The sequence below is a fragment of the Actinomycetospora sp. TBRC 11914 genome (assembly GCF_012933465.1).
Classification (GTDB): Bacteria; Actinomycetota; Actinomycetes; order Mycobacteriales; family Pseudonocardiaceae; genus Actinomycetospora.
Map to the genome: position 1 here is coordinate 234,744 of NZ_JABBND010000005.1, position 23,837 is coordinate 258,580.

22 protein-coding genes are annotated in these 23,837 nt (G+C 76.1%); 5 read left to right on the plus strand and 17 right to left on the minus strand.

What is annotated here, in order from left to right; all coding sequences use genetic code 11:
* Nucleotides 1–99 precede the first annotated feature (99 nt).
* Entirely contained in the window at nucleotides 100–1,443 is a 1,344-nt protein-coding gene (gene entS / locus HH311_RS11720) for an enterobactin transporter EntS (protein ID WP_169183838.1), read from the plus strand.
* A 5-nt stretch (nucleotides 1,444–1,448) separates the two neighbouring features.
* Here the strand turns inward: entS and HH311_RS11725 are convergent, their stop codons facing one another.
* From HH311_RS11725 to HH311_RS11780, 12 genes are all read right to left on the minus strand, one after another.
* Complete coding sequence (locus HH311_RS11725) at nucleotides 1,449–2,708, minus strand: amidohydrolase family protein (protein WP_169183839.1); 1,260 nt, start codon at nucleotides 2,706–2,708, stop codon at nucleotides 1,449–1,451.
* Between the two features lie 279 nt (nucleotides 2,709–2,987).
* Nucleotides 2,988–3,872, minus strand: coding sequence for a siderophore-interacting protein (locus HH311_RS11730; RefSeq protein ID WP_169183840.1), 885 nt, complete (start codon nucleotides 3,870–3,872; stop codon nucleotides 2,988–2,990).
* Entirely contained in the window at nucleotides 3,869–4,123 is a 255-nt protein-coding gene (locus HH311_RS11735) for an MbtH family protein (RefSeq protein WP_169183841.1), read from the minus strand. The genes HH311_RS11730 and HH311_RS11735 overlap by 4 nt, the downstream gene beginning before the upstream one ends.
* On the minus strand, nucleotides 4,120–4,368 hold the full coding sequence (locus tag HH311_RS11740) for a phosphopantetheine-binding protein (RefSeq protein WP_169183842.1): 249 nt from the start codon (nucleotides 4,366–4,368) through the stop codon (nucleotides 4,120–4,122). Before HH311_RS11740 ends, HH311_RS11735 begins: the two co-directional genes overlap by 4 nt.
* Before the next feature lie 39 nt (nucleotides 4,369–4,407).
* Nucleotides 4,408–5,229 carry an ABC transporter ATP-binding protein gene (locus HH311_RS11745; RefSeq protein ID WP_169183843.1) on the minus strand — a complete coding sequence of 274 codons (822 nt, stop codon included), beginning with the start codon at nucleotides 5,227–5,229 and terminating at the stop codon, nucleotides 4,408–4,410.
* Nucleotides 5,226–6,209, minus strand: a complete 984-nt coding sequence (locus HH311_RS11750; RefSeq protein WP_312030086.1) for an iron chelate uptake ABC transporter family permease subunit — start codon at nucleotides 6,207–6,209, stop codon at nucleotides 5,226–5,228. The genes HH311_RS11745 and HH311_RS11750 overlap by 4 nt, the downstream gene beginning before the upstream one ends.
* 89 nt (nucleotides 6,210–6,298) lie before the next feature.
* Nucleotides 6,299–7,417: an iron chelate uptake ABC transporter family permease subunit gene (locus HH311_RS11755; RefSeq protein ID WP_312030087.1), complete on the minus strand. Its 1,119-nt coding sequence runs from the start codon at nucleotides 7,415–7,417 to the stop codon at nucleotides 6,299–6,301.
* Nucleotides 7,408–8,121 carry an isochorismatase family protein gene (locus HH311_RS11760; protein ID WP_169183844.1) on the minus strand — a complete coding sequence of 238 codons (714 nt, stop codon included), beginning with the start codon at nucleotides 8,119–8,121 and terminating at the stop codon, nucleotides 7,408–7,410. The genes HH311_RS11755 and HH311_RS11760 overlap by 10 nt, the downstream gene beginning before the upstream one ends.
* Nucleotides 8,118–9,842, minus strand: a complete 1,725-nt coding sequence (locus HH311_RS11765; RefSeq protein ID WP_169183845.1) for an AMP-binding protein — start codon at nucleotides 9,840–9,842, stop codon at nucleotides 8,118–8,120. The genes HH311_RS11760 and HH311_RS11765 overlap by 4 nt, the downstream gene beginning before the upstream one ends.
* Nucleotides 9,839–11,044, minus strand: a complete 1,206-nt coding sequence (locus tag HH311_RS11770; RefSeq protein ID WP_312030088.1) for an isochorismate synthase — start codon at nucleotides 11,042–11,044, stop codon at nucleotides 9,839–9,841. The genes HH311_RS11765 and HH311_RS11770 overlap by 4 nt, the downstream gene beginning before the upstream one ends.
* Nucleotides 11,045–11,096: 52 nt before the next feature.
* The gene (locus tag HH311_RS11775; protein WP_312030089.1) at nucleotides 11,097–11,849 is read right to left on the minus strand and encodes an SDR family oxidoreductase; all 753 of its coding nucleotides are present in this window, start codon (nucleotides 11,847–11,849) and stop codon (nucleotides 11,097–11,099) included.
* A complete protein-coding gene (locus tag HH311_RS11780; RefSeq protein WP_169183847.1) occupies nucleotides 11,846–13,273 on the minus strand; it encodes a lysine N(6)-hydroxylase/L-ornithine N(5)-oxygenase family protein in 1,428 nt (475 codons plus the stop codon). Before HH311_RS11780 ends, HH311_RS11775 begins: the two co-directional genes overlap by 4 nt.
* A gap of 248 nt (nucleotides 13,274–13,521) precedes the next feature.
* On the opposite strand from HH311_RS11780, the gene HH311_RS30960 reads away from it, so the two are divergent.
* Nucleotides 13,522–13,830: a hypothetical protein gene (locus tag HH311_RS30960; RefSeq protein ID WP_211190129.1), complete on the plus strand. Its 309-nt coding sequence runs from the start codon at nucleotides 13,522–13,524 to the stop codon at nucleotides 13,828–13,830.
* An 82-nt stretch (nucleotides 13,831–13,912) separates the two neighbouring features.
* The gene (locus HH311_RS11790; protein ID WP_169183848.1) at nucleotides 13,913–15,127 is read left to right on the plus strand and encodes an alpha-hydroxy acid oxidase; all 1,215 of its coding nucleotides are present in this window, start codon (nucleotides 13,913–13,915) and stop codon (nucleotides 15,125–15,127) included.
* A gap of 32 nt (nucleotides 15,128–15,159) precedes the next feature.
* On the opposite strand, the gene HH311_RS11795 is transcribed toward HH311_RS11790, so the two are convergent.
* Entirely contained in the window at nucleotides 15,160–15,591 is a 432-nt protein-coding gene (locus HH311_RS11795; protein WP_396027436.1) for an Lrp/AsnC family transcriptional regulator, read from the minus strand.
* A 142-nt stretch (nucleotides 15,592–15,733) separates the two neighbouring features.
* On the opposite strand from HH311_RS11795, the gene HH311_RS11800 reads away from it, so the two are divergent.
* Complete coding sequence (locus HH311_RS11800) at nucleotides 15,734–19,231, plus strand: indolepyruvate ferredoxin oxidoreductase family protein (protein WP_169183850.1); 3,498 nt, start codon at nucleotides 15,734–15,736, stop codon at nucleotides 19,229–19,231.
* Between the two features lie 41 nt (nucleotides 19,232–19,272).
* Here HH311_RS11800 and HH311_RS11805 read toward each other — a convergent pair whose 3' ends face one another.
* Entirely contained in the window at nucleotides 19,273–19,713 is a 441-nt protein-coding gene (locus HH311_RS11805) for a hypothetical protein (RefSeq protein WP_169183851.1), read from the minus strand.
* A gap of 74 nt (nucleotides 19,714–19,787) precedes the next feature.
* Complete coding sequence (locus tag HH311_RS11810; RefSeq protein WP_169183852.1) at nucleotides 19,788–21,209, minus strand: lipase maturation factor family protein; 1,422 nt, start codon at nucleotides 21,207–21,209, stop codon at nucleotides 19,788–19,790.
* Between the two features lie 84 nt (nucleotides 21,210–21,293).
* On the opposite strand from HH311_RS11810, the gene HH311_RS11815 reads away from it, so the two are divergent.
* Complete coding sequence (locus tag HH311_RS11815) at nucleotides 21,294–21,716, plus strand: SRPBCC family protein (RefSeq protein WP_169183853.1); 423 nt, start codon at nucleotides 21,294–21,296, stop codon at nucleotides 21,714–21,716.
* Nucleotides 21,717–21,766: 50 nt separating this feature from the next.
* Here HH311_RS11815 and HH311_RS11820 read toward each other — a convergent pair whose 3' ends face one another.
* Together HH311_RS11820 and HH311_RS11825 are read right to left on the minus strand one after the other, a co-directional pair.
* Nucleotides 21,767–22,255, minus strand: a complete 489-nt coding sequence (locus tag HH311_RS11820; RefSeq protein ID WP_169183854.1) for a MarR family winged helix-turn-helix transcriptional regulator — start codon at nucleotides 22,253–22,255, stop codon at nucleotides 21,767–21,769.
* A gap of 10 nt (nucleotides 22,256–22,265) precedes the next feature.
* Nucleotides 22,266–23,744, minus strand: a complete 1,479-nt coding sequence (locus HH311_RS11825; protein ID WP_169183855.1) for an MFS transporter — start codon at nucleotides 23,742–23,744, stop codon at nucleotides 22,266–22,268.
* Nucleotides 23,745–23,837: the final 93 nt, after the last annotated feature.

Consider the following 23,837-nt stretch of genomic DNA (forward strand, 5'->3'; position numbering starts at 1 on the left):
ACTGCGCTGCGGTGGCTAGATCCTCAGCCCGCGTGGTATGGGTAGCCTCACCTACCAGGACCGATCACGGCCGGGTCACCGCGCCGGAGGGGGTGGCCGATGCGCTCGCTGATCATCGACGTGTCGCCGCTGCGCGCCAGCCCCGAGTTCCGTCTGGTGTTCGCGGCCCGGGTGGTGTCGCTGTTCGGGATCGCGCTGACCACGGTCGGGGTGCCCTGGCAGGTCTACGCGATGACCCACTCCTCGCTCGACGTCAGCCTCGCCGCCGCCCTCGTCGGCGGGACGACCCTCGTCGGCACCCTCGCCGGCGGCGTCGTCTCCGACCGCTGCGACCGGCGCGTCGTCATCCTCACGTGCCGGGCGATGGCGGCCCTGGTGTTCACCGTGCTGGCCGTCAACGCCGCGCTCCCCTCCCCCCAGCTGTGGCTGCTCTACCTCTGCGTCGCCGTCAACGGGGCGACCGCGGTGAGCCAGTCCGCCCTCATGGCCGTGACCCCGGCGATCGTGCGCCGCGAGCAGCTCGCGGCCGCGGGCGCGCTGGTCGCCCTCTCGACGCAGATCGGCGCGGTCGTCGGTCCCTCCGTCGCCGGCCTGCTGATCGCCGGCCCCGGGCTGACGGTGAACTTCGCGCTGTGCGCCGCGGCGTCCGCGGTGACGACGGGGCTGCTGTGGTTCCTGCCGTCCCTGCCGCCGCAGGGCGGGACGACGGCGCACCCCCTCAGCGCGATCCGCGAGGGCGCGGCCTTCGTCGCGCGGAACCGGGTGGTGCGCGGGGTCCTGCTGATCGACGCGGCCGCGATGCTGTTCGCGCTGCCCCAGGTGCTGTTCCCGCAGGTCGTCGTCGAGGTCCTCGGCCGCGGGCCGGAGGTGGCCGGCCTCCTCTACACCGCGCCGGCGATCGGGGCGATGGTCGCGGCCCTGACCAGCGGCTGGACGACGACGGTGCGCCGCACCGGCCGGGTGCTGCTCCTCGCCGTCGCGCTCTACGGCGTCGCGATCGGGCTGTTCGGGCTCTCCCCGCTGGCGCCGGTGGGCGACCCGCTGGTCTGGGCGTGCGCGTTCCTCGTCGTCGCCGGGGCGAGCGACATGGTCTCGGAGATCCTGCGCCGCGCCCTGCTCGCCGACGTCACCCCCGACCACCTGCAGGGCCGGGTCTCCAGCGTCTGGCTCGCCCAGGCCACCGTCGGGCCCTCGGCGGGCGGCGTCGAGGCGGGCGTCGCCTCGCGGCTCCTCGGTCCCGGCCCGGCGATCGCGGCCGGCGGCGGGGTGTGCGTGGTGGCGACGGCGGCCCTCGCCGCCCTCCTGCCCCCGCTGCGGCGGGCGAGCCTGCAGCCGCCCGCCCCGGAGGAGCCCCTGCCCGCCGGGGACCCGCTGCCCGGCGTCGCCGAGCACGCTCCCCTCGAGCCGGAGGTCGCCGCCCACGAGGCGGACGTGCGGCGGTAGGCCGGTCAGCGGCCCGCGCGCACCGGCCCGACGCGGTCGGGACCGAACGCCGCCGCGGGGTGCGCGAGGTCGTGCGGCACCCCGGCGCGCCACACCGTGCGCAGCGCGCGGGTGGCCGTGACGTCGACCGTCGGGTCGCCGTCGACGAGCAGCAGATCCGCCCGTCGCCCGACCGCGATCCGGCCCCGATCGGCGAGCCCGAACACGGCGGCGGCCCGCGAGGTCGCGGCCGCGAGCACGTCCCCCGGCGCCATCCCGCAGCGCGCGAGGAGCTCGAGCTCGAGGTGCAGCGACGCCCCGTGCAGCACCGCCGCCGGGCGTCCGGGCACGTCGTTGGCGTCGGTCCCCGCGACCACGGTCGCCCCCGCCGCGAGGAGCCGCCGCAGGTTGTCCGCCGCGTGCTCGTAGGCGGCGCCGGGCGCGGAGCTCGTCGGGAGGCCGCCGCGGTCGCCCGCGCGCAGGGCGGCGACGACGTCGGAGGGCAGCCGCGCGGTCAGCCGCGGGTCGTCGAACAGCGCCCGCTGCGAGGTCGCGTCGGACAGCGCGGCCATCATCGTCATCGTCGGGACCACCGTGAGCCCGCCGAGCCCGCCGTCGTCCTCCAGCGGCCCGTCGAGGGGCAGGTGGGTGAGGACGTCGACGCCGGCCGCGCGGGCCGTCGCGAACGCCCACCGCGTCGGGGCGTGGGCGACGGTCGTCAGCCCCCGCGACCGCGCCGCCGCGCACACCGCCGCCACGGTCTCCGCCGAGAGGGTGGGGCGGGTGACGTCGGCGGCGTTCTCGACGAAGACCTTGAGGTAGTCCGAGCCCTCGCGCACGCGGTCGGCGACGAAGCGCTCGGCGTCCTGGGGACCGGACAGGCCCGGCATCCGCCAGCCGCTCGGGTCGGGCGGGAGCATGACGGCGGGCCACCCGTCGGCCGCCCCGGCCATCAGCCCCGAGCTGCGCAGATCCGCCTCGTCGTCCCGGCGCGCGGCGCGTGCCCGCAGCATCGCCGTGAACTGGGGCGGGGCGGAGAACATGTCGAGCACGGTGGTGACGCCGTGGCGGAGGTCCTGGCCGAGGTTGCCCGCGCCGCGCAGGTGGACGTGCCCGTCGACGAGCCCGGGCAGCAGCGTGGCGCCGCGCGCGTCCACCTCCCCGTCGGCCGGCTCCCGGACCCCCGGCTCGACGGCGGTGACGACGTCCCCGTCGACGACAACGGTGCCCACTCCCAGCGTCCGCTCACCGTCGAAGATCCGGGCGCCGCAGATCGTCGTGCTCACTGCGCCGAGTGTGGACCGTCGCGGACGGGCCCGCGACGCCCGATCGCGCCATCCCGGCCCGGACCACCCCGGCGCGGGGGTGGCCCGGCGGCGTCGCACGAGGTGGGGATCCCGCCCGGACCCGTCCCGACACTAGGCAGTCGATCATGGAAATCAGCACGGCGGGACGTGCCGATTTCCATGATCAACGGCCTGGCGCGCCGGAACCCCCAGCCTGCCCGAACCCTTCGGAGCGGCCCCGCCGTCGCGTCCCGGGGCCGCGGGCGCCCCGTCGGCTCGTCAGTCCTCGCCGCCGTGGTGGTCGTGGTTGACGACGCCGCGGCGCCAGTAGCCGTCCACGTCCACGCACCGCGCGTCGAGGGCCGGGTGGTTGCGCAGCATCCGCCGGATCGGCTTGAGCGCCCCGGACTCGCCCGCGACCCAGACGAACCCGCGCCCCGTCGGGAACTCGAACTCGAAGTCCGCCAGCGCGTCGGCCAGCAGCGTCGATTCCCCCGCCGCGACCCCGTCGCGGTGGAGCCAGCGGACGTCGACGTCGGCGGCGGAGACCAGCTGCTGCTCCTCGCCCGCGTCGGCCACCTCGATCACCGCGCGCACCGACACCCCGCTCGGCAGCTCGGAGAGCCAGCGGGCGATGGCGGGCAGCGCGGTCTCGTCGCCGGCGAGCACCAGCCAGTCCAGCGACGGGTCGACGACCTCCGAACCCCGCGGGCCCAGCACGCCCACCTTCATGCCCGGCGCCGCCGCCGCGGCCCACGTCGAACCCAGCCCGCCCGCGTGCAGGACCATGTCGACGTCGATCTCGCGGGCGGCGCGGTCGACCCGGCGCAGCGTGTAGTCGCGGAACCGGCGGGGCGTCCCGGGCGGCGGCGGGACGAGGCCGTTGGGCCCGACCTGCGGCATCACCGGGAGCTCCTCGCCCTCCGGCGGGAAGAAGATCTTGACGTGGTCGGTGGGCGCGCAGCCGAGGAGCTCGGCGAAGTCGCCGCCGAGGGTCACCCGGACCATCCGCGGCGTCACCGGCACGACGCGGCGCACCTCGGCGAGCCGCGGGGTCACCGCGTAGAGCCGGCGGTCGACGGGGGCCGGCGCGGCCTCGATCCACGGGTGGACCGTGCCCTCCGCTCGGACCGTGCCCTGTGCGGTCGTCTCGCTGCTCGTCATCCCTCGCCGTCCCCCGCTCCGGTCGCCGGCCGTGCTCCGCTGCGCTCCCGCAGGCTGCGGGGCCGCAGGTCCGTCCAGTGCTCCTCGACGTAGGCGACGGCCTCGGGGCGGGACACGCCCTCGTCGTCGTCACCCAGCACCACCCGCCACCCGGCGGGCACCTCGGCGAACACGGGCCAGAGGCTGTGCTGGTCCTCGTCGTTGACGAGCACCCGGAACCGGCCGTCCTCGTCGTCGAAGGGGTTGGTCACCGCGGGCTCCCCAGCAGTCGGGTCCAGGCCTCGAGGGTCGGGGTGTCGGCGAGGTCGATGAAGCCAACCTCAGCCCCCTCGGCCCGCCAGCGCTCCACGAGGCTCATGAGGCGGATCGAGTCGAGCCCGCGGTCGAGCAGGTCGTCGGCCTCGTCGAGGTCCTCCGGGGGCTCGCCCAGGGCCTCCGCCACGTCGGCGCGGATGCGCTCCGGGGTGAGGGCCGCGGTCGCGTCCGGGACGGCCACACCGGCTCCTTCCTGCTCGTCGAGTTAGCTGACCCTAACCTAAGGAGAAGTCGACGCGACAGTGCCCGAACGGCGGGCCTCCCGCCCGGCCGGCACGACCATCGGCGTGCCGGTCTGCGGGTCGGGCACCACCTCGCCGACGAGCCCGAACACCTCGCGGAGGAGCGCCGCGTCGACGATCTCCGAGGGCGGCCCGGCGGCCACCACCGCGCCGGCCCGCACCGCGACGAGGTGCGTGGCGTAGCGGCAGGCCTGGTTGAGGTCGTGCAGCACCGCGACGAGGGTCTTCTCGCCGCCCGCGTGCAGGTCGGCGAGCAGGTCGAGCACCTCGAGCTGGTAGGCGATGTCGAGGAAGGTGGTCGGCTCGTCGAGCAGCAGCAGCGGGGTGTCCTGGGCGAGCACCATCGCGATCCACACCCGCTGGCGCTGCCCGCCGGAGAGCTCGCCGACGACGCGCTCGGCGAGCTCGGCCACGCCGGTCGCCCCCATGGCCCGCCGCACCGCCTCCTCGTCGGCCCGCGACCACTGCCGCAGCAGCGACTGGTGCGGGTAGCGGCCCCGGGCCACGAGGTCGAGCACCGTGATGCCGTCCGGGGCCACCGGGCTCTGCGGCAGCAGCGCCAGCCGGCGGGCCGCCTCCTTCGCGCCGTACGAGGAGATGGGCGCGCCGTCGAGCAGCACCTGTCCCGCCGCCGGCCGGATCATCCGCGCCAGCCCGCGCAGCAGCGTCGACTTCCCGCACGCGTTCGGGCCCACGACGACGGTGAAGGAGCCGTCCGGGATCGCGAGGTCCAGGTCCTCGACGACGGTCCGCTGGTCGTAGGCGAGCGTGATCCCCCGCGCCTCGAGCCTGCTCGTCATCTCCCCGCCCTCCACTCGCGCGCCAACAACCACACCAGGTACAGCCCCCCGATCGCCGCGGTCATCGTCCCGGCGGGGAACTGCGCCGGGGCGGCCAGCCGCTGTCCGAGCACGTCCCCGGCGAGCAGCAGCAGCCCGCCGAGCACCGCCGCGGCGACGAGGCCGGGGCCGGTCGTCCCGGTCAGCCGCCGGGCGAGCTGCGGGGCCGCCAGCGCCACGAACGCGATCGGGCCGACGGCCGCCGTCGCGATCCCGACGAGCACCACCCCGACGCCGAGCGCGACCGCCCGCGTCGAGGCCACCGGCACCCCGACCGACCCGGCCGCCTCGTCGCCCATCGCGAGCAGGTCCAGCCGCCGGGAGATGCCCAGCGCGGGCACCAGCAGCACGGCGAGGCCGGTCCCGACGACGGCGACCGTGGTCCGGTCGCCCCCGGTGAGGCTCCCGACGAGCCAGGTCTGGGCCGCCGTCGCGACGGTGAGGTCCGAGCGCAGGATGAGGTAGTTGTCGACGGCCACGAGGATCGCGTTCAGCCCGATCCCGACGAGCACCAGCCGGTACCCGCCGGTGGCCCCGCCGAGCAGGGCGAGCGCGACGAGGGCCGTGGCCAGCGTGCCGACGACCGCCCCGACCGCCGTCCCGCCCGCCCCGGCGCCGAAGACCACGATCGCGATCAGCGCGCCGGTGGCCGCCCCGGTGGTGAAGCCGAGCAGGTCCGGGCTCGCGAGCGAGTTGCGGGCCAGCGACTGGAACACCGCCCCCGCGACGCCGAGCGAGGCCCCGACCACCAGCGCGAGCGCGACCCGGGGCGCCCGCAGGTCGAGCACCACGAAGCGATCGACCCGCGAGCCGGAGCCCGCGAGCGTCGCGAGCACCCGCGACAGCGGCAGCGGGAAGTCCCCCAGGGTCAGCGCGACCGCCCCGAGCGCCACCGCGACGACGGCGAGCCCGACGACGACCGCGACGGCCCGCGGGTGCACCCGGACGGTCCAGGGGCCGGCCCCGACGGTGTGGATTTCCGGACGTCCAGTGTCTGCGATGCGACACCGCTGACTCTCCGCCGGGGCACTCACAGCGCCACCACCCGCCGTCGTCGCGCGATCGCCAGGAACACCGGGGCGCCGACGAACGCCGTCACCACCCCGACCTCCAGCTCGGCCGGCGCCGCCACCACGCGGCCCACGACATCGGCGGCCACCACCAGCACCGCGCCGAGCACCATCGAGTACGGCACCACCCACCGCTGGTCCGGCCCGGTGACGAACCGCGCCAGGTGCGGCACCGCGAGGCCGACGAACGCCACCGGCCCGCACGCCGCCGTCGCGCCCCCGCACAGCAGCACGATCGCGATCCCGGTCGCCGCCCGCACCCGCGGGACCCGCACGCCCAGCGCCCGCCCGGTCTCCTCCCCCAGCGCGAGCGCGTTGAGCGCCCGGCACAGCCCCAGCGCCACCAGCACCCCGACGACGAGGAACGGCAGCACCTCGAGCAGCCCGCCGGGGTCGCGGCCGGTCAGCGACCCGACCCGCCACACCCGGAACCGGTCGAACGCCCGGGAATCCGTCAGCACCACCGCGTACACGACGCCCTGCAGCGACGCCCCGATCGCGGTCCCGGCGAGCGCCAGCCGCGCCGGCGTCGCGCCCGAGCGCCCGGACTGCCCGAGCAGGTAGACCACCACCGCGACGAGCGCCGACCCGGCCAGCGAGAACCACACGTACCCCGAGGTCGAGGCCACCCCGAACACCACGATCCCGGCGACGATGGCCGCGGAGGCGCCCCACGTGATCCCGAGGACGCCGGGGTCGGCGAGCGGGTTGCGGGTCAGCGCCTGCATCAGCGCCCCCGCCCCGCCCAGCGCGACCCCGCAGGCGAGCCCGAGGAGCGTCCGCGGCAGCCGCTGCTCGAGCACGACGATCGCGTCGGTCGCCGTCGGGGACGCCGCCGGACCGAGCCGCAGCGACGGGTGCAGCACGACGTCGAGGACGGTCCCCGGGGCGATCCCCCGCGAGCCGACCGCGAGGCTCGCCAGGAGCACCACGACGAGACCGGCAAGCGTCGCGACCAGCCCGAGCGCCCGGCGCGACCACGGCCTCGGCGACTCCTCCCGCGACTCCGCCGCGGGCGCCGCGGTCCGGGTCCGCCCGGCCCCGTCCGCGAGGGGAGGATCCGGTCGCTCTAGCCGCACGAGGGTTCCCCTCGCGCCAGGCCGGGCACGAGCTCGCCCTCGAGCGCCGCGGCCGACAGCGACGCGAGCACGGCCGCCGTCGTCGTCACCACCCCGCACCGCGACGCGGTCCACTCGAGGGCCTGGTCGTGGTGGTCGCGGGAGAAGTCGGCGACGGCGTCGGCGACCAGGAAGGGCTGCACGTCGCGCATGAAGGCGTCCACCGCGGTCACCATGCACCCGATGTGCGCGTAGATCCCGGTGACGAGGAGCTGGTCACGTCCCCAGGCGTCGAGCCGGTCGGCCAGCGGGCTGCGCTGGAACGCCGAGTACCGCCACTTGGTGAGCACCTCGTCGCCCGGGTGCGGCGCGACGGCGTCGAGGATCCCGACGACGTCCGGGTCGTCCCGGTAGGCCGCCGCCGGCCCGGCGCCCCAGAACTCCGCGAGCAGCGCCCGGTCGGCCGGGGGCTGCTCCCCGGGCTGGGCGGTGTAGACGACCGGCACGCCGAGCTCGCGCGCCCGCCGCAGCAGCGACGCGAGGTGCGCGACGAGCACGCTGACCGGCTCGGCGTCGTGGTCGAAGGGGGCGAGGAAGTAGCGCTGCATGTCGTGCACGAGCAGGACGGCGCGTCGGGGGTCGGGGGTCCACGACGCCCGCCCGGCCGGCAGCTCGTCGGAGCGCGGCATCGCGTAGGGCGCGATCGTCGGGAGGCTGGTGCTCATCGCGGGGGCTCCTCTTCCACGGTGGACTCCTCGGCCAGGTGCGCCGCGAGCGCGGCCCGCAGCGCCCGGCGGCTGGTCTTGCCGACCCCGGTGACGGGGAACGCGTCCACGACCTGGACGCGGTCGGGCACCTTGAACGCGGCCACGCCCCGGTCGCGCACGAAGCGCCGCAGCGCCGCGGGTGCGGGGGTCTCGACGCCCGGCCGGGCGACGACCCAGGCGTGGGTCCGCTCCCCGAGGAACGCGTCCGGCACGCCGACCAGCGCCGCGTCGAGCACGCCGGGATGGGCCATGAGGTGGTTCTCGACCTCCTCGGCCGCCACCTTCTCCCCGCCCCGGTTGATCTGCTCCTTGACCCGACCGGAGACGACGACGTCGCCGCGCCCGGTCAGCGCCACGAGGTCGCCGGTGCGGTAGAAGCCGTCGGCCGTGAACGCGGTCGCGTTGTGCTCCGCCGCCCGGAAGTAGCCGCGGATCGTGTAGGGCCCGCGGGTGAGCAGCGCCCCGACCTCGCCGCGGGGCACCTCGCGCTCGTCGGGGTCGTCGGGATCGACCACGCGGAGCTCGTCGTCGGGCGAGATGGGCCGGCCCTGGGTGTGGAGCACGACGTCGTCGGGGTCGTCGGCGCGGGTGTAGTTCACCAGGCCCTCGGCCATCCCGAACACCTGCTGCAGCCGGGCGCCGAGCGCGGGGCCGATCCGGGCGGCGAGCTCGGAGCCGCACTTCGCCCCGCCGACCTGGAGCGTCGCCAGCGAGGAGAGGTCCCGGTCGGCGCGCTCCGCGGCGGTGCTCTCGGCCCGGCTGCGCTGCGCTTCGCGGGCGGCGACCCAGGCCGCCGCGAGCGGCGGCACCACGGCCGCGATCGTCACGCCCTCGGCGGCGATCAGCCCGAAGCAGGTGTCGGCGTCGGGCGAGGGCGCGAGCACGCTGCACCCGCCCGCGTGGGTCACCCCCAGCAGTCCCGGCGAGGACATCGTGAAGTTGTGCGCCGCGGGCAGGACGGCGAGGAACACCGATCCCGGCGTCAGCCCGCAGATCTCCGCGCTGGCCCGGACGCTGTAGAGGTAGTCGTCGTGGGTCCGCGGGATGAGCTTGGGCAGCCCGGTCGTCCCGCCGGAGAGCTGCAGGAACGCGACCCGCGACGGGTCGGGCGCGGCCGGCTCCCGCGGCGCCGCCTCCCGCAGCCGCGTCAGCCCGACCCCGCCGGCCGGCACGTCCTCGTCGCGGGCGACGACCACCACGTCCCGCACCGGGGCGACGTCGTCGGCGACCCGCAGCGCCGTCGCGGCGTGGTCGTGCCGGTCGTGCCGCGCCACCGTCACCACCGCGACGGCGTCGGCGTGCTCGGCGAAGTAGCGGACCTCGCTCTCGCGGTGCGCGGGCAGCGCGAACACCGGCAGCGCGCCGAGCAGGAAGAGGCCCCAGACCACCTCGAGGTACTCGGGGACGTTCGGCAGCCACACCACCACCCGGTCCCCCGCCGCGACCCCCCGCTCGGCGAAGCCGCCGGCGAGCACCCGGGCCCGCCGGTCGAGCTCGGCGTAGGTCCACCGCTGCGGCCCCCACGGCCCGGTCCCGACGACGGCGGGTCGCTCCCCGTGGGCGGCGACGGCCCCGGCGAGCAGGTCGGGGAAGCTCTGGCCGGTCCAGTACCCGGCCTCGCGATACCGGCGGGCGACCTCGGGCGGGTAGGGGTTGGCGAGTTCGTCGGGAGCTGTCACGGGGCCGCCTCCAGCCCGAGCGCGGTGAGCAGCGGCCGGAACTTCGCGGTGGTCTCCGCGACCTCGGCCTCGGGACGGGACCCCGCGACGATCCCGGCGCCCGCGTGCAGCCGCGCCGTCCGCCCGGCGATCTCGGCGCAGCGAATGGTCACCGCCCACTCGCCGTCGCCGGCGTCGTCGCACCACCCGACGAGCCCGCTGTAGAACCCGCGGGGCACCGCCTCGAGCTCGCCGATCGCCCGCCGCGCCTCGCCGGTCGGGGAACCGCAGACCGCCGCGGTCGGGTGCAGGGCCGTCGCGAGGTGCAGCGCGGAGGGCGCCGGGTCGCGCAGCTCGCCGGAGATGCGCGTGGAGAGGTGCCAGAGCGAGTCGGTGGCCCAGAGCGTGGGGGCGGCCGGCACGTCGAGGCGGCGGCAGAACGGGGCGAGGCGCTCGGCGACCTGCTCGACGACGAACGCGTGCTCGTGGCGGTCCTTGCCGGAGGCGGCGAGCGACGCGGCGCGGCGGGCGTCCTCGGCCGGGTCGGCGCTGCGGGCGACGGTGCCGGCCAGCGGGTTGGACACCACGGTGCCGCCCCGCCGCGAGGCCAGGAGCTCGGGGCTGGCGCCGACGAGCGTGCGGTGCGGTGGGACGAACGACCCGTTCGTGCACCTGGAAGCCACGAACGGGTCGTTCGTCCCGCGCGGGGTGGTGTCGACCGCGAACGCGTACGCCTCGGGGTGGCCGGCGGCGAGCCGGGCCAGCACCTCGCCGACGTCGAGCGCGGCCGGCGCCGTGACCGCCAGCGAGCGGGCGAGCACGACCTTCGCGAAGGCCCCCTCGTCGATGCGCGCCAGCGCCGTCGCGACGGCGGCCGCGTACCCGGCGGCGGACGGCTCGGCCCGCTGGTCCCAGCGGGTGCCGACCCCCGCGGGCGCGGTCGGCGGCCGGTCCGTGGGCCGCGCGGGCGAGCTCGGCCGCAGGTCGCCCCGCCCCGACCGCTCCCCCCACGAGCACGCGGCGGGCACGGTGAGCGCGTGGGTGGCCGGGTCGAACCCGACCGCGCCCACGACGAGCGACCCGGGCCCGGCGTCGGCGAGCGCCCGCCGGGCGGCGTCGGCGACCGGTTCCCCGGGTGCGGCCATGACGGGGGCGGAGGCGCCGGCGGCGCGCAGCGTCCCGTGCGGCCCGACGAACACGAACCCCCCTGGCTCGGTGGGCACGGCCGGTCCTTCCCCGAGCACGGTGGGCGGGTGGTCCTGCGCGGCGGCGAGTTCAGGGCCCAAGGGAGGCTCCCCCGTCCACGTAGAGGGTCTGGAGGGTGACGTGCCGGGCCGCGTCGGAGAGCAGGAACGCGACCGTCCCGGCGACGTCGTCGGGGTCGGCGACCCGGCCGAGCGGGATGCCGAGCTTGAAGCTCTCCGGGGTGCCGGCGACCAGCGCCGACGGGGCCGCCGGCATCCCGGCGAGCATGGCCGTGTCGGTGGAGCCGGGGCAGACGACGTTGGCCCGCACCCCGAGGGCCGCCAGCTCGAGCCCGGTGCAGCGGGTCACGGCGAGCGCGGCCGCCTTCGACGCGGCGTAGGCGGCCATCCCGGCGCGCGGCACGCCGGCCGCGTTGGAGGCCACGGTGACGATCGCCCCGCCGTCGGGGGGCGGTGCCGCGGTCCAGCGGCGGGCGACGGCGCGGCAGGCGTGCATCACGCCGGTGGCGTTGGTCGCGAGGCAGGCGGCCCAGTCGTCGTCGGTGAGCCCGGCGACGGACCCGGTCCGCAGCACGCCGGCCACGTTCGCGAGGGCGTCCACCGGCCCCAGCGCCGCCGCGGCCTCGTCGCACGCCTGCTCGAGCGCGGCCGCGTCGGTGACGTCCACGCCGAGCCCGACGGCGCCCGGACCGAGCGACGCCGCGGTGCGTGCCGCGGCCCCGCCGTCGACGTCGAGCAGCGCGACCGGGGTGCCGCGGGCGGCGAGCAGCCGCGCGACGGCGGCACCGATCCCGCGTCCGGCGCCGGTGACGATCGTGCTCACGGGCGGCCCCGGGCCCACGTGCCCCGGGCCGAGAGCACCGCGTCGCGGATCTCCCCGGCGCGCACCGCGACGTTCGAGAGCAGCGTCGAGGAGATGCCGTGGGTGTGCTCGGTGGGGCCCTGCAGGAAGATCGGGACGTCGAGCGGGTCGGCCGTCGCGAGCCGGTAGTCCCGCTCCACGAGCAGCTCGCCGTCGGTGCCCCGCCGGCACCACGCGCCCACCTCGCCGAGCAGTCCGGTCGGGTCGACGGGCCGGTAGCCGGTGGCGTAGACGACGGCGTCGACGTCGAGGGTCGTGGCCTCGCCGGTCGGGAGGAACTCGACGTCGAGCTCGACGCCGGCGTGGGCCCAGTCCGGCCGCGGGCCGTCGTCGGGGACGTGGAGCTTGGTGGGCCGGCTGGCCCGGTGGACGTGCAGCCGCTGGTCCCCGGCGACCTTCTCGGCGTAGAGGCGGCGGAACAGCTCGGTGATGAGCTCGCCGTCGACGGCCGAGTAGTTCGTGTTGGCGTGGTAGCCCAGCAGCATCTCGCGGACGCCGGGCGGGGCGCGGTGGAAGTCGTCGACCGCCTCGGGGTCGAAGATCCGGTTGGCGAACGCCGAGTCGTCGGCCGGGCTGTAGCCGTAGCGGGAGAAGACGGCGTGGACCTCGGCGCCGGGCCGGGCGTGCAGGTGGCCCGCCGCCTCCGCGGCGCTCTGCCCGGCGCCGATGACGGCGAACCGGCGCGGACCCGACCCATCGGCGCCGGCGTCCGCCTCGGCCAGGCGCGGGAGCAGCTCGCTGGTGTGCCACACCCGCCCGCCGCGCTCGACGCCCTCGGGCAGCACCGGCTGCAGGCCCGTCGCGACGACGAGGGTCCGGGTGCGCACGGTCCGCGTCGCCCCGTCGCTGCCCGACGCGTCCCGGAGCACGACGTCGAGCGCGCGGACCGGTCCGTCGCCGTCGCCGCCGCGCACGGGCAGGACCGCGACCGCCCGCGTGCCGTAGTCGACGAGGTGCTCCACGCGGCGCGCGGCCCACGCGAAGTAGTCGTGGAACTCCAGCCGCGTCGGCGTGGACGTGCCGGTGTTGATGAAGTCGGCGATGCGCCCGTTGGCGTGCAGGTAGGACAGGAACGACGACGGGCTCGTCGGGTCCCGCATCGTCACGAGGTCCTTGAGGTAGGACACCTGCATCGTCGCGCCCGGGAGCAGCATCCCGGTGTGCCAGCCGAAGGCGGCCTGCTGCTCGACGAACCGCGCCCGGATCCGTCCGCCCGGAGCGCAGCGCTCGGCGTGCTCCTCGATCGCGATGGCCAGGGCGAGGTTGGAGGGCCCGAACCCGACGCCGAGCACGTCGTAGTCGTCGGCCCCGTCCTCCTCGGCCACGTCCACCCCGGCGTCGTCCACCCCGGCCTGCCCCGCACCTGTCGCCGACACGGCGTCCATCAGCCTCCTCGTCCTCCGCGACGATCTTAGGGAAGCCTAACCATGCCGGACCCGAAATCCGACATGTGTGTCACCCCCCGCACACGCAGCGTCACCACGGCGGCGAACGGTGGTAGGGCCTCTTCCGCGTGCCCGGACGTCCTCGGCGGGTGGACGACCCCAGCGGCGAACCGCCGGGACGGCTCCGGGACCATCAGGCGCGCGGCGGGGTACTCCGCTCCTCGGGACGCGGCGGGAAGGGGACGACGATGGCCGGTCGCCAATGGCTCCGCGCCGACCCGGTGCTCGCCTCGCTGTGGGTGGGGCTGGCGGTGATCGTCGTGATCTTCGCGATCGGCGTCCGGCTCGACACGGACTCCACGACCGATGAGGTGTGCGCCGCCCCGACGGCCGTGCGCGTGCCCGACACCGACTGCACCGCCCACCACCCCGGCGACACCTGGGTCTACTACCGCACGGGCACGGCGATCCCCGCGGTCGGCGCCCCGACGGCCGGCGCCTCGGCCGACCCGCCGGCCGGGGCCGCGGAGCCCGGGGTCCCCGACGCCGGGACGTAGCACCACGCGGCGTCCCCGCGGGTTACCGTCGCCGGGACGGCCGGCTCGCACCGGGGTGGGTCGCCGTCGAGGAGGTCGACCGATGCCGTCACGCCGGCTCCCGCGCTACGCCGAACTCAAGCCGCTCCTCCGGGTGCGCCCCCCGCGGCTCGACGGCACCCGCCGCCGGCTGGAGTCGGCCTTCACGATCGCCGACCTCCGCGAGACCGCCCGCCGCCGGGTGCCGCGGGCGGTGTTCGACTACGTCGACGGGGCCGCCGAGCAGGAGGTGAGCCTGCGGCGCGCCCGCGAGGCCTACGCCCGCGTCGAGTTCTCGCCGCGCATCCTGCGCGACGTCGGGTCGGTCGACACGTCGACGACCATCCTCGGGGCCTCCGCGTCGCTCCCGCTGGTCCTCGCGCCGACCGGGTTCACCCGGATGATGCACCACGAGGGCGAGCGCGCCGTGGGTCGCGCCGCCGAGGCGGCGTCGCTGCCCTACGCGCTCTCGACCATGGGCACCACGTCCGTCGAGGACCTCGCCGCCGCCGCGCCGCTGGGCCGGCACTGGTTCCAGCTCTACCTCTGGCGCGACCGCGACGCCTCGACCGACCTCGTCGAGCGCGCCCGCAAGGCCGGCTACGACACGCTCGTGCTCACCGTCGACACCCCCGTCGCCGGGGCCCGGCTCCGCGACTCCCACAACGGCCTGACGATCCCGCCGTCGTTGACCGCCCGCACCCTCGCCGACATGGCCCGCCACCCGGCCTGGTGGTCGAACCTGCTGACCACCGAGCCGCTCGAGTTCGCCTCGCTGAGCTCCTGGAGCGGCACGGTCGCCGAGCTGGTGGGCCACATGTTCGACCCGACCGCGGTGGCCGCCGACCTCACCTGGCTGCGCGAGCAGTGGCCCGGCCACCTCGTCGTCAAGGGCGTCCAGCACGTCGAGGACGCCCGGGCGGTGGTCGACCTCGGCGCCGACGCGGTCGTCGTGTCCAACCACGGCGGCCGCCAGCTCGACCGCGCCCCCACCCCGCTCGAGCTGCTGCCCGGCGTCGTCGCGGCCGTCGGGGACCGCGCCGAGGTCTTCGTCGACACCGGGGTGACGACGGGGGCCGACGTCATCGCCGCCCGTGCGCTCGGCGCCCGCGCCGCCCTGGTCGGCCGGGCCTACCTCTACGGCCTCATGGTCGGTGGCCAGGCGGGCGTGACCCGGGCGATCGACATCCTGCGCGCCGAGGCGATCCGCACCCTGCAGCTGCTCGGGGTGGAGCGCGTCGACGACCTCGACGACCGCCACGCGAAGCTCCGCATGTGAACGGATGTGGTCGCCCGGACGACCACATCCGTTCACATGGGCTTCGCCCACCGCCCGAGCACCATGAGCGTCTTGGTGCCGGTGACCGTGCCCGCGCGGCGCAGGCGGTCGATGGTCGCCTGGAGGTGCGCGAGGTCGCGGACCCGCACCTGGACGAGAGCGTCCGGGTCACCCGCGATCGTGTAGACCGCCTGCACATCGGGGATCGTCGACGCGGTCGCCACGATGTCCTGCACCGCCGTCGTGCCCGCGTAGCGCACCTCGGTGAAGGCCTCCACGCCCCAGCCGAGCTTCGCGTGGTCGACCTGCACGGTGAAGCCGGTGATCACGCCGGTCTCGCGCAGCCGGTCCACCCGACGCTTCACCGCGGCGACCGAGAGCCCGACGGCGCCCGCCATGTCGGAGAACGTCCGGCGCGCGTCCTGGGTGAGCAGCGCGAGCAGCTCGCGGTCGATGTCGTCCACTGGCGAGTCCTCGGCCACGGCCCTCCCCACCACACAAGTTCGTCCGGCTCCCGGACGCGTCCCGCCATCGATCTTTGCGTGTCCGGGCGCACATCGTCGTCGTTCCTTGCACCGGGGTCCACCACCGCGCTGCGATGGAGCGATGACCGTCACGCTCGACGACCGCTACACCGCCACCAGCGGCCGCGCGCTCATGACCGGCATCCACGCGATCGTGCGGCTCCTGCTCTCCCAGCGCCGGCTCGACGAGGCCCGCGGCCACGACACCCGCGTGTTCGTCTCCGGCTACCAGGGCTCGCCGCTGGGCGGGCTCGACTCCGAGATCGAGCGCAACCGCCGCCACCTCGACCCGGCCGGCGTGGTGTTCACCCCCGGGGTGAACGAGGAGCTGGCCGCCACCGCGGTCGCCGGCACCCAGCTGCTCGGGGCCGTGCCCGGCCGGCGCCACGACGGCGTCGTCGGGTTCTGGTACGGCAAGAACCCCGGGCTGGACCGCGCCGCCGACGCGATCCGCCACGGCACGCTCTCCGGCACGGCGCCCCTGGGCGGGGCGGTCGCCCTGATCGGCGACGACCCGGCGTGCAAGTCCTCGACGGTGCCCAGCTCCTGCGAGCCGATGGCCGCGAGCCTGTCGATGCCGCTGCTCGCCCCCGGCTCGGTGGCCGAGGTGGTGGAGCTCGGCCTCCACGCGGTCGCGCTCTCCCGCGCCACCGGGCTCTGGACCGGCCTCAAGATCATCGCCGACGTCGCCGACGCCTCGGCCACCGTCGACGTCGGCGCCCTCGCCCCCGACCTGCTCGGCATCCCGCACCCGCCGTCGCGACCCCGCCCGACGTCGCCGCCGCTCGTCGGCCCGCCGGCCCTCGACGCCGAGCACGACGTCCTCACCCGGCGCCTCGACCTCGCCCGGGCCTACGCCCGCGACACCGGCCTCAACCGGGTCACCTTCTCCGCCCGCCACGCCCGCCTCGGGATCGTCGCCTCCGGCACCGGCTACGCGACGGTGCAGCGCGCGCTCGACGACCTCGGGCTCGGCGAGGCCGAGCTCGACGCCCTCGGCGTGCGCCTGGTCCGCCTCGCGATGCCGTTCCCGGTCGACGACGAGGCCCTCGCCGCGATGACCGCCGACCTGGAGGAGGTCCTCGTCGTCGAGGACAAGGTGCCGTTCCTCGAGGGCCACGTCCGTCAGGCGCTCTACGGCGCGCTGTGTTCCTCCGGTGGGCCGGCCCCGCGGGTCACCGGGCGCCGCGACGACCGGAACCGCCCGCTGCTCTCCGCCCGCGCCCAGCTCGCCGCCGAGGACGTGGCGCGGGCGATCGCGGCGCGGCTCACGGCGATCGGGGCGGAGCTGCCCGCCCCGGCCGCGGCGCACCTCGCCGCGCTCACCCCGCCCCGCCCGTCCCGGATCCCGCTGCCGACGGCCAGCGCACCGGCCCGCACGCCCTACTTCTGCTCGGGCTGCCCCCACAACACCTCGACGCGGACGGGGGACGACACGCTCGTCGGGGTCGGGATCGGCTGCCACGCGATGGTCGCGCTCGACGGCGACCACCGCGGCCACCAGGTCGGGATGACCCAGATGGGCGGCGAGGGCGCGCAGTGGATCGGGCTCGCCCCGTTCACCGACGACCCGCACCTGGTCCAGAACCTCGGCGACGGCACCTTCCACCACTCCGGCTCGCTCGCGATCCGCGCCGCCGTGGCCGCCGGGGTGTCGATGACCTACAAGCTGCTCTACAACGACGCCGTCGCCATGACCGGCGGCCAGCGCCCCGCCGGCCGGCTCGACGTCCCCGCGATCACCCGGGAGCTCGCGATCGAGGGGGTGCGCCGGATCGTCGTCACCACCGACGACCTCGCGGCGTACCGCGGCGTCACCCTCGACCCGATCGCGTCGCTGCGTCACCGCGACGAGTTCGCCGAGGTCGAGCGCGAGCTCGCCGGGGTCGAGGGCGTCACCGTCCTCGTCCACGACGACCGTTGCGCCACCGAGGAGCGCCGGCTGCGCAAGCGCGGGCAGCTCGCGGCGCCCACCGAGCGCGTCGTGATCAACGAGCGGGTGTGCGAGGGGTGCGGCGACTGCGGGGACGTCTCGACGTGCCTGTCGGTGCAGCCCGTCGAGACCGGGTTCGGCCGCAAGACCCGCATCCACCAGGCGTCGTGCAACGCCGACTACAGCTGCCTCAAGGGCGACTGCCCGTCGTTCCTGCTCGTCGAGCCGGGCACGGTGCCGGCCCGGACGATCCCCGAGCTGCCCGTCGAGCTGGTCGAGCCCGCGAGCCGGCTCACCGGCGACACCACGCTGCTGCGCATGCCCGGGATCGGCGGCACCGGCGTGGTCACCGCCTCGCAGATCCTGCAGATGGCCGCCCACCTCGACGGGCGCTTCGCCGCCGGGCTCGAGCAGGTCGGGCTGGCCCAGAAGGGCGGGCCCGTCGTCTCCGACGTCCGCCTCGCCAAGCAGCCGGTCACCGGGGCGCTGCGCGCCTCGCGGGGCAGCGCCGACGTCCTCGTCGGGTTCGACCTGATCGGCGCCGCCGACGCCGCCACCCTCGCCGTCGCCCGCCCCGGGCACACCGTCGCCGTCGTGAACACCTCGCTCACCCCGACGGCGGCCATGGTGACCGGCAAGGTGGTCCTGCCCGGCTCCCCCGACGACGCCCTCGACGCCGTCCGCGGCGCGGTCGGCGAGGTCCACCACGTCGACGCCCAGCGCATCAGCGAGGCGCTCTTCGGCGACCACATGCCCGCGAACGTGCTGCTGCTCGGGGCGGCCTGGCAGCTCGGCGTCGTCCCGGTGTCGGCCGAGGCGATGGAGCAGGCGATCCGGCTCAACGGCGCGGCGGTGGACACCACGCTCACCGCCTTCCGCTGGGGCCGCGCCGCGGCGATCGACCACGACGCCGTCGTCGCCGCGCTCGTCCCGACGGCCCCGGCGGTGGTGGCGGTCGACGCCGGGTCCGCGGCGCTGGCCCGGTCGGTGGCGGAGGGCGGGGAGGTCGGGCGCGGCGGCGCCGCCGGCGGGCTCGGGGACGTCCTCGCCACCCGCATCGCCGACCTCACCGGCTACCAGGACGCCGCCTACGCCCGGCGCTACGCCGAGGAGGTGCGGCGGGTCCGCGACCTCGCCGTCGACGCGGTGGGTCCCGACGACGGGTCCCGGGTCGCGGTCGCCTACGCCCGCGGCCTGCACAAGCTGATGGCCTACAAGGACGAGTACGAGGTCGCGCGGCTGCACCTCGACCCGGTCGAGGTCGGGCGCCGCGAGGCCGAGTACGGCGCCGACGCCGACGTCTCGGTGATGCTCCACCCGCCGGTGCTCCGGGCGATGGGCATGCAGCGCAAGCTCCGCCTGCGGGGGCGGACCGCCGACGTCGCCTTCCGCGCGCTGCGCGCCGCCCGCGGGCTGCGGCACACGCCGTTCGACGTGTTCGGCCGCGCGGAGGTCCGCGGCGTCGAGCGCGCCCTCGTCGGGGAGTACCAGCAGGCGGTGCGCGACGCCGTGGCGCACCTCGGGCCGGACACCCTCGACGTCGTCGTGGAGGTCGCCGAGCTGCCCGACCTCGTCCGCGGCTACGAGGACGTCAAGCTGCGGTCGGTGGAGCGGTTCCGGGCGCGGGCCGCGGAGCTGCGCATGTGAACGGATGTGGTCGCTCCCACGAGCACATCCGTTCACATGGACTACGTCCTCGCGGCCTTCACGATCGCGGCGACCAGCAGCCCGAGGAGCACGAGCACCAGCGCGACGGGGCTGAGCACCGCGAGCAGGATCAGGCCCAGGACGATGCCGACCTTCGCGCCGGTGCCCAGCGCGCTCCAGGCGCCCTTGATCGCGCCGACGACCGGGTTCTTCCCGAGCATCATCGCGGTGCCCGCCCCGAAGGCCGCGTTGAGCCCGACGCCGCCGTTCGACGCGATCCCCTCGAGCTTCTCGGAGAGGTCGTCGACCTTGTCGACGGCGGCGCTCGCCGCACGGTCGATCAGCGCCGCAGCGAGCCGCTCGAAGGACCGGGCGATGATCTTGCCCGTCCCGGCGCCGGCGGCCACGTCGGCCTCCCTCGCCTCCTTGGCCGACGAAGGCGACGGAGTGGACGACGCGGCCGGGAAGGCGATGACGGTCATGGCCGCGAACCTATCCGGCCCGGCCCCGGCATGCGCTCCACCGATCGCACGCAATTCGGTAGGACCGTCCGTCGTCACCGGGCCGTACGGGCGGGCAGGAGCACCCCGCGGTCCTCGGTGTGCCAGAACGCGCCGGTCTCGCGGCGCTCGGCGCGGGTGGTGAAGCGGTAGCGCACGAGCCGCACCCGGACCGCGCGCGGCGGGCGGCCGTCGAACGGGTCGACGCGGAAGAGCGCCAGGATCCGCGGGTCGGCGGCGAGGAGCCGGTCGAGCAGGCGGGGCAGCCAGACCCGGGCGGTCGACGGGATCAGGGGCACGAACCAGAGCTGCCAGTCCAGGCGGCGGTGGTAGGGGGCGAGCTGTGGCGGCCGCCGGAACGGGTCGCCGGGCTTGGCGGGCAGCTCGTAGGCGCGCCACCCGGCGTCGTCCGCCGACTCCAGACCCTCGATGATCACCTCGTCCCGGTGGCGGGTCACGGTCCCGAACGCGCCGTAGGTGTTGCCGAGGTGCACCGGCGTGATGCCGGCGTTCATGAGCTGTCCGGGGCGCAGCATGTTCATGACCGGCCAGATGGACAGCACCGCCATCAGCGCGGTGACCACGAGCGCGACGACGCCGAACCACGTCGGCAGCGGCGCCTGCCCGCCGGCCGCCGCGATCCACGACGACGGCAGGACGTGCGCCCAGCTCCCGTCGTCGACCGCGGACAGCGCGAGCACGATCGTCAGCAGGTTCAGCCACGCGAAGTTGCCGCTGGCGACGAGCCAGGCCTGGGTGACGACGACGAGCGCGGCGGCGATCGATGCGACCGGCTGCGGCGCGAAGAGCCCGAACGGCACGACGAGCTGGACGACGTGGTTGGCCGCGGTCTCGACACGGTGCAGCGGCGCGGGCAGGTGGTGGAACCACCGGCTCGTCGGGCCCGGGAGGGGCTGGGTCTCGTGGTGGTAGTCCAGGCAGGTGAGGTCGCGCCAGCAGGAGTCGCCGCGCATCTTGATCAGGCCCGCGCCGAACTCGACGCGGAAGAGCAGCCACACCAGCAGCCACAGGATCGGCGCCGGCGGCGCGACCGAGGGCGGGCCGAGGAACGTCACGAGGAACCCGGCCTCGAGCAGCAACGTCTCCCACCCGTACCCGTACCAGAGCCCTCCGACGTTGACGAACGACAGGTAGAGCACCCACAGCACGCCCCACCAGGCGAGCCACCCGCCGATCGGCAGCAGGTCCGCCACCCCGACCAGCGCGCCGACCGCCAGCACGAGCCCGACGACGGCGAGCGCGACGGCGCGCCGGTCGGAGTACCACCACAGCAGGCTGGGTCGGTCCCGGAAGCGCGAGCGGGCGATCAGCTCCGGGGCCGGGGTCAGGCCGTGCTCGCCGGCCAGCGGGCGGAACTGGGTGAGCACGACGAGGAAGCCGAGCCCGTAGACCAGCGCCACCAGGTGCGCGACCAGCCAGCGGGCCACGGCGTAGGACGGGTCGCCGAGGTCGGGCATGACGGGTGGGGTGCCCGGACGGCGGCTGGACCGCACCCCTCGACCGGCGTCACGATCGAGCTCCCGCGGACCGGAGGAGCCGCCATGCTCTACCGCACCACCGTCGACGTCGCCGCCCCCGCCGAGCGGGTGTGGTCCCTGGTGGCCGACGTCGAGGCCTGGCCGAGCTGGACCCCGACGATGACGACGGTCGAGCTCCAGGGCCCGCGGCTCGAGCCGGGCGTCCCGGTCCGGGTCCGCCAGCCCGGGCACCGTCCGGACGTCTACACGGTGCTCGCCGTCGACGGCCACCGCTTCCTCTGGGCCGCCCGCAAGACCGGCTACCGGCAGTGGGCGGACCACCGGGTCGAGAGCGTCGACCCCTCGCACTGCCGCGTGGAGCTGGCGTTCGGGGTGGACGGGGTGCTGGCGCCGGTGGTGGGGACGCTCGCGCGGCGGCTCGTCGTGCGGTCGGTCGACACCGAGGCCGCGTCGCTCAAGGCCCGCGCCGAGGCCGGCGTCGCCTGACCGGCCCGCAAAGGGCACCGAGTGGACCCCCACGGCTGCCGCGGCAGCCCTCAGCGTCCAGTCGACGCGGGTCGGGGTGTCCGCCGGCGCCGCAGCGCGGTGACGTGGGACGGCGTCGCGAGGACTCCCCCGGCCACGGCGGTCAGGTCGGTGAGGAAGGCCGCGCGGCGGTCGGGCGGGAGGTCGCTCAGCGCCTCGTCGTGGACCGCGGCGACCGCGCGGTGGGCCCGTCCGAGCACCTCGACCCCGGCATCGGTCACCCCGACCACCCGCGCGCGGCGGTCGGTCGGGTGCACCCGGCGGGTGGCGAACCCGGCCCGCTCGAGCTTGTCGACCTCGTTGACGACGGTGCTCTTGTCGAGCCCGCCCTCCTCGGCGATCTCGATCTGCGTGCGTTCCCGCTCGTGCGCCTTCCACAGCACGCAGTACTGGGACACCGTCAGGTCGAGGTCCGCGAGCGCCTCGCCCATGCGGGCGGCGAGGGCGTAGGACACCTGGTTGACCAGGAAGGCCAGGTCGACCGGCGGCGGGCTCGCCATGGGCACGATCCTAGTGCGCGGGACAGGGGCGCTCCTCGGCCTGCTCGGCCCGCTCCTCGGCCTGCTCGGGACGGCCCTCGGCCCGCTCGGCCGGGTCCGGGATCGGCCTCGTCCGCACGCCCGGCACCAGCAGCACCACCACGACGACCAGCAGCGCCACCCCGGCGAGCCCCGCGGCCAGCGTCCACGCGAGCGCGTACCCGGCCACCAGCGCCGTCGCCGGCGGCGCACCCTCGCCGAGCGCACCCGCCGTCGTCGCCGCCGCCACGGCCGACAGCGCCGCGAGCCCGACCGCCCCGCCGACCTGCTGGCTGGTGTTGAGCAGCCCCGACGTCAGGCCCATCGTCCGCGGCGTGGCCCCCGACATCGCCACGATCATCATCGCGGGCAGCGTCAGCCCGCCGCCGACGGCGAACAGCACGACGCTGGGGAAGAGACCGGCCCAGTAGCCGCTCTGCGCCGACACCCGCCCCAGCAGCGCGAGCCCGGCGACCACCAGCACCAGCCCGACCACGAGCGTCGCCGCCTGCCCGACGCGGGCGCTCACCCGCGGCGCCACCAGCGTCGCGACCAGCGCGATCCCGGCGGCGACCGGGACGATGCCGAGCCCGGCCTGCGCCGCCGAGAACCCGAGGACCTGCTGGAGGTGGAGCGTCACGAGGAACTGGAACGTGAACATGGCGCCGACGAAGCAGGCGTGCGCGAGGTTCGACCCGACCAGCACGCGGGAGCGCAGCGCGCCGAGCGGGAGGATCGGGTCGGCCGCCCGCGCCTGCCGGACGACGAACCCGACCAGGAGCACCCCGGCCGCCACCCCGACCGGCCAGGCCCCCGTGACGATCGCGCCGACGAGCGCCATGAGCCCGGCCACGAGGAGTACGGCTCCGGGCCAGTCGACGGACCGGTCGATCCCGGGGGGCGTCTCCCGCGGGAGCACCCGCAGCCCGGCGACCACGACGACGAGGCCGATGGGCACGTTGACGAAGAACGCCCACCGCCAGCCCAGCGCGGCCGTGACCAGCCCGCCGAGGACGAGCCCCGTCGACGCCCCGACGGCGCCCATGAAGGCGTAGGTGCCCATCGCGCGGCCGCGCCCGGCGTCGTCGGGGTAGAGCGCAGCGATCATGCCGAGGGCGACGGCCGTGGCGAGCGCTCCCCCGACGCCCTGCACGAAGCGCGCGACGACGAGCCACGTCGGCCCCGGAGCCAGGCCGCACGCCAGCGACGCGGCGGTGAACAGCGCCATCCCGGCGAGGAGCATCCGGCCGCGGCCCACGAGGTCGCCGAGCCGGCCCGCGAGCAGCAGGAACCCACCGAACCCGACGAGGTAGGCGTTGACGACCCAGGTGAGCGCGGCCGGGTCGAAGCCCAGGTCACGCTGGATGGACGGCACGGCGACCGTCGCGACCGTCTCGTCGACGATCGTCATCAGGGTGGCGGCGCAGATCACCGCCAGGGCGCGGCCGTGGCCACGTGCGGGGTCAGGCATGGACGGGACGCTAGCAGATCGTCTGTCGATAGACGATCTGTGAGGTGCGACTTCGTCGCTCGTGAGCACTAAGTGTCGGTATACCGACACTTA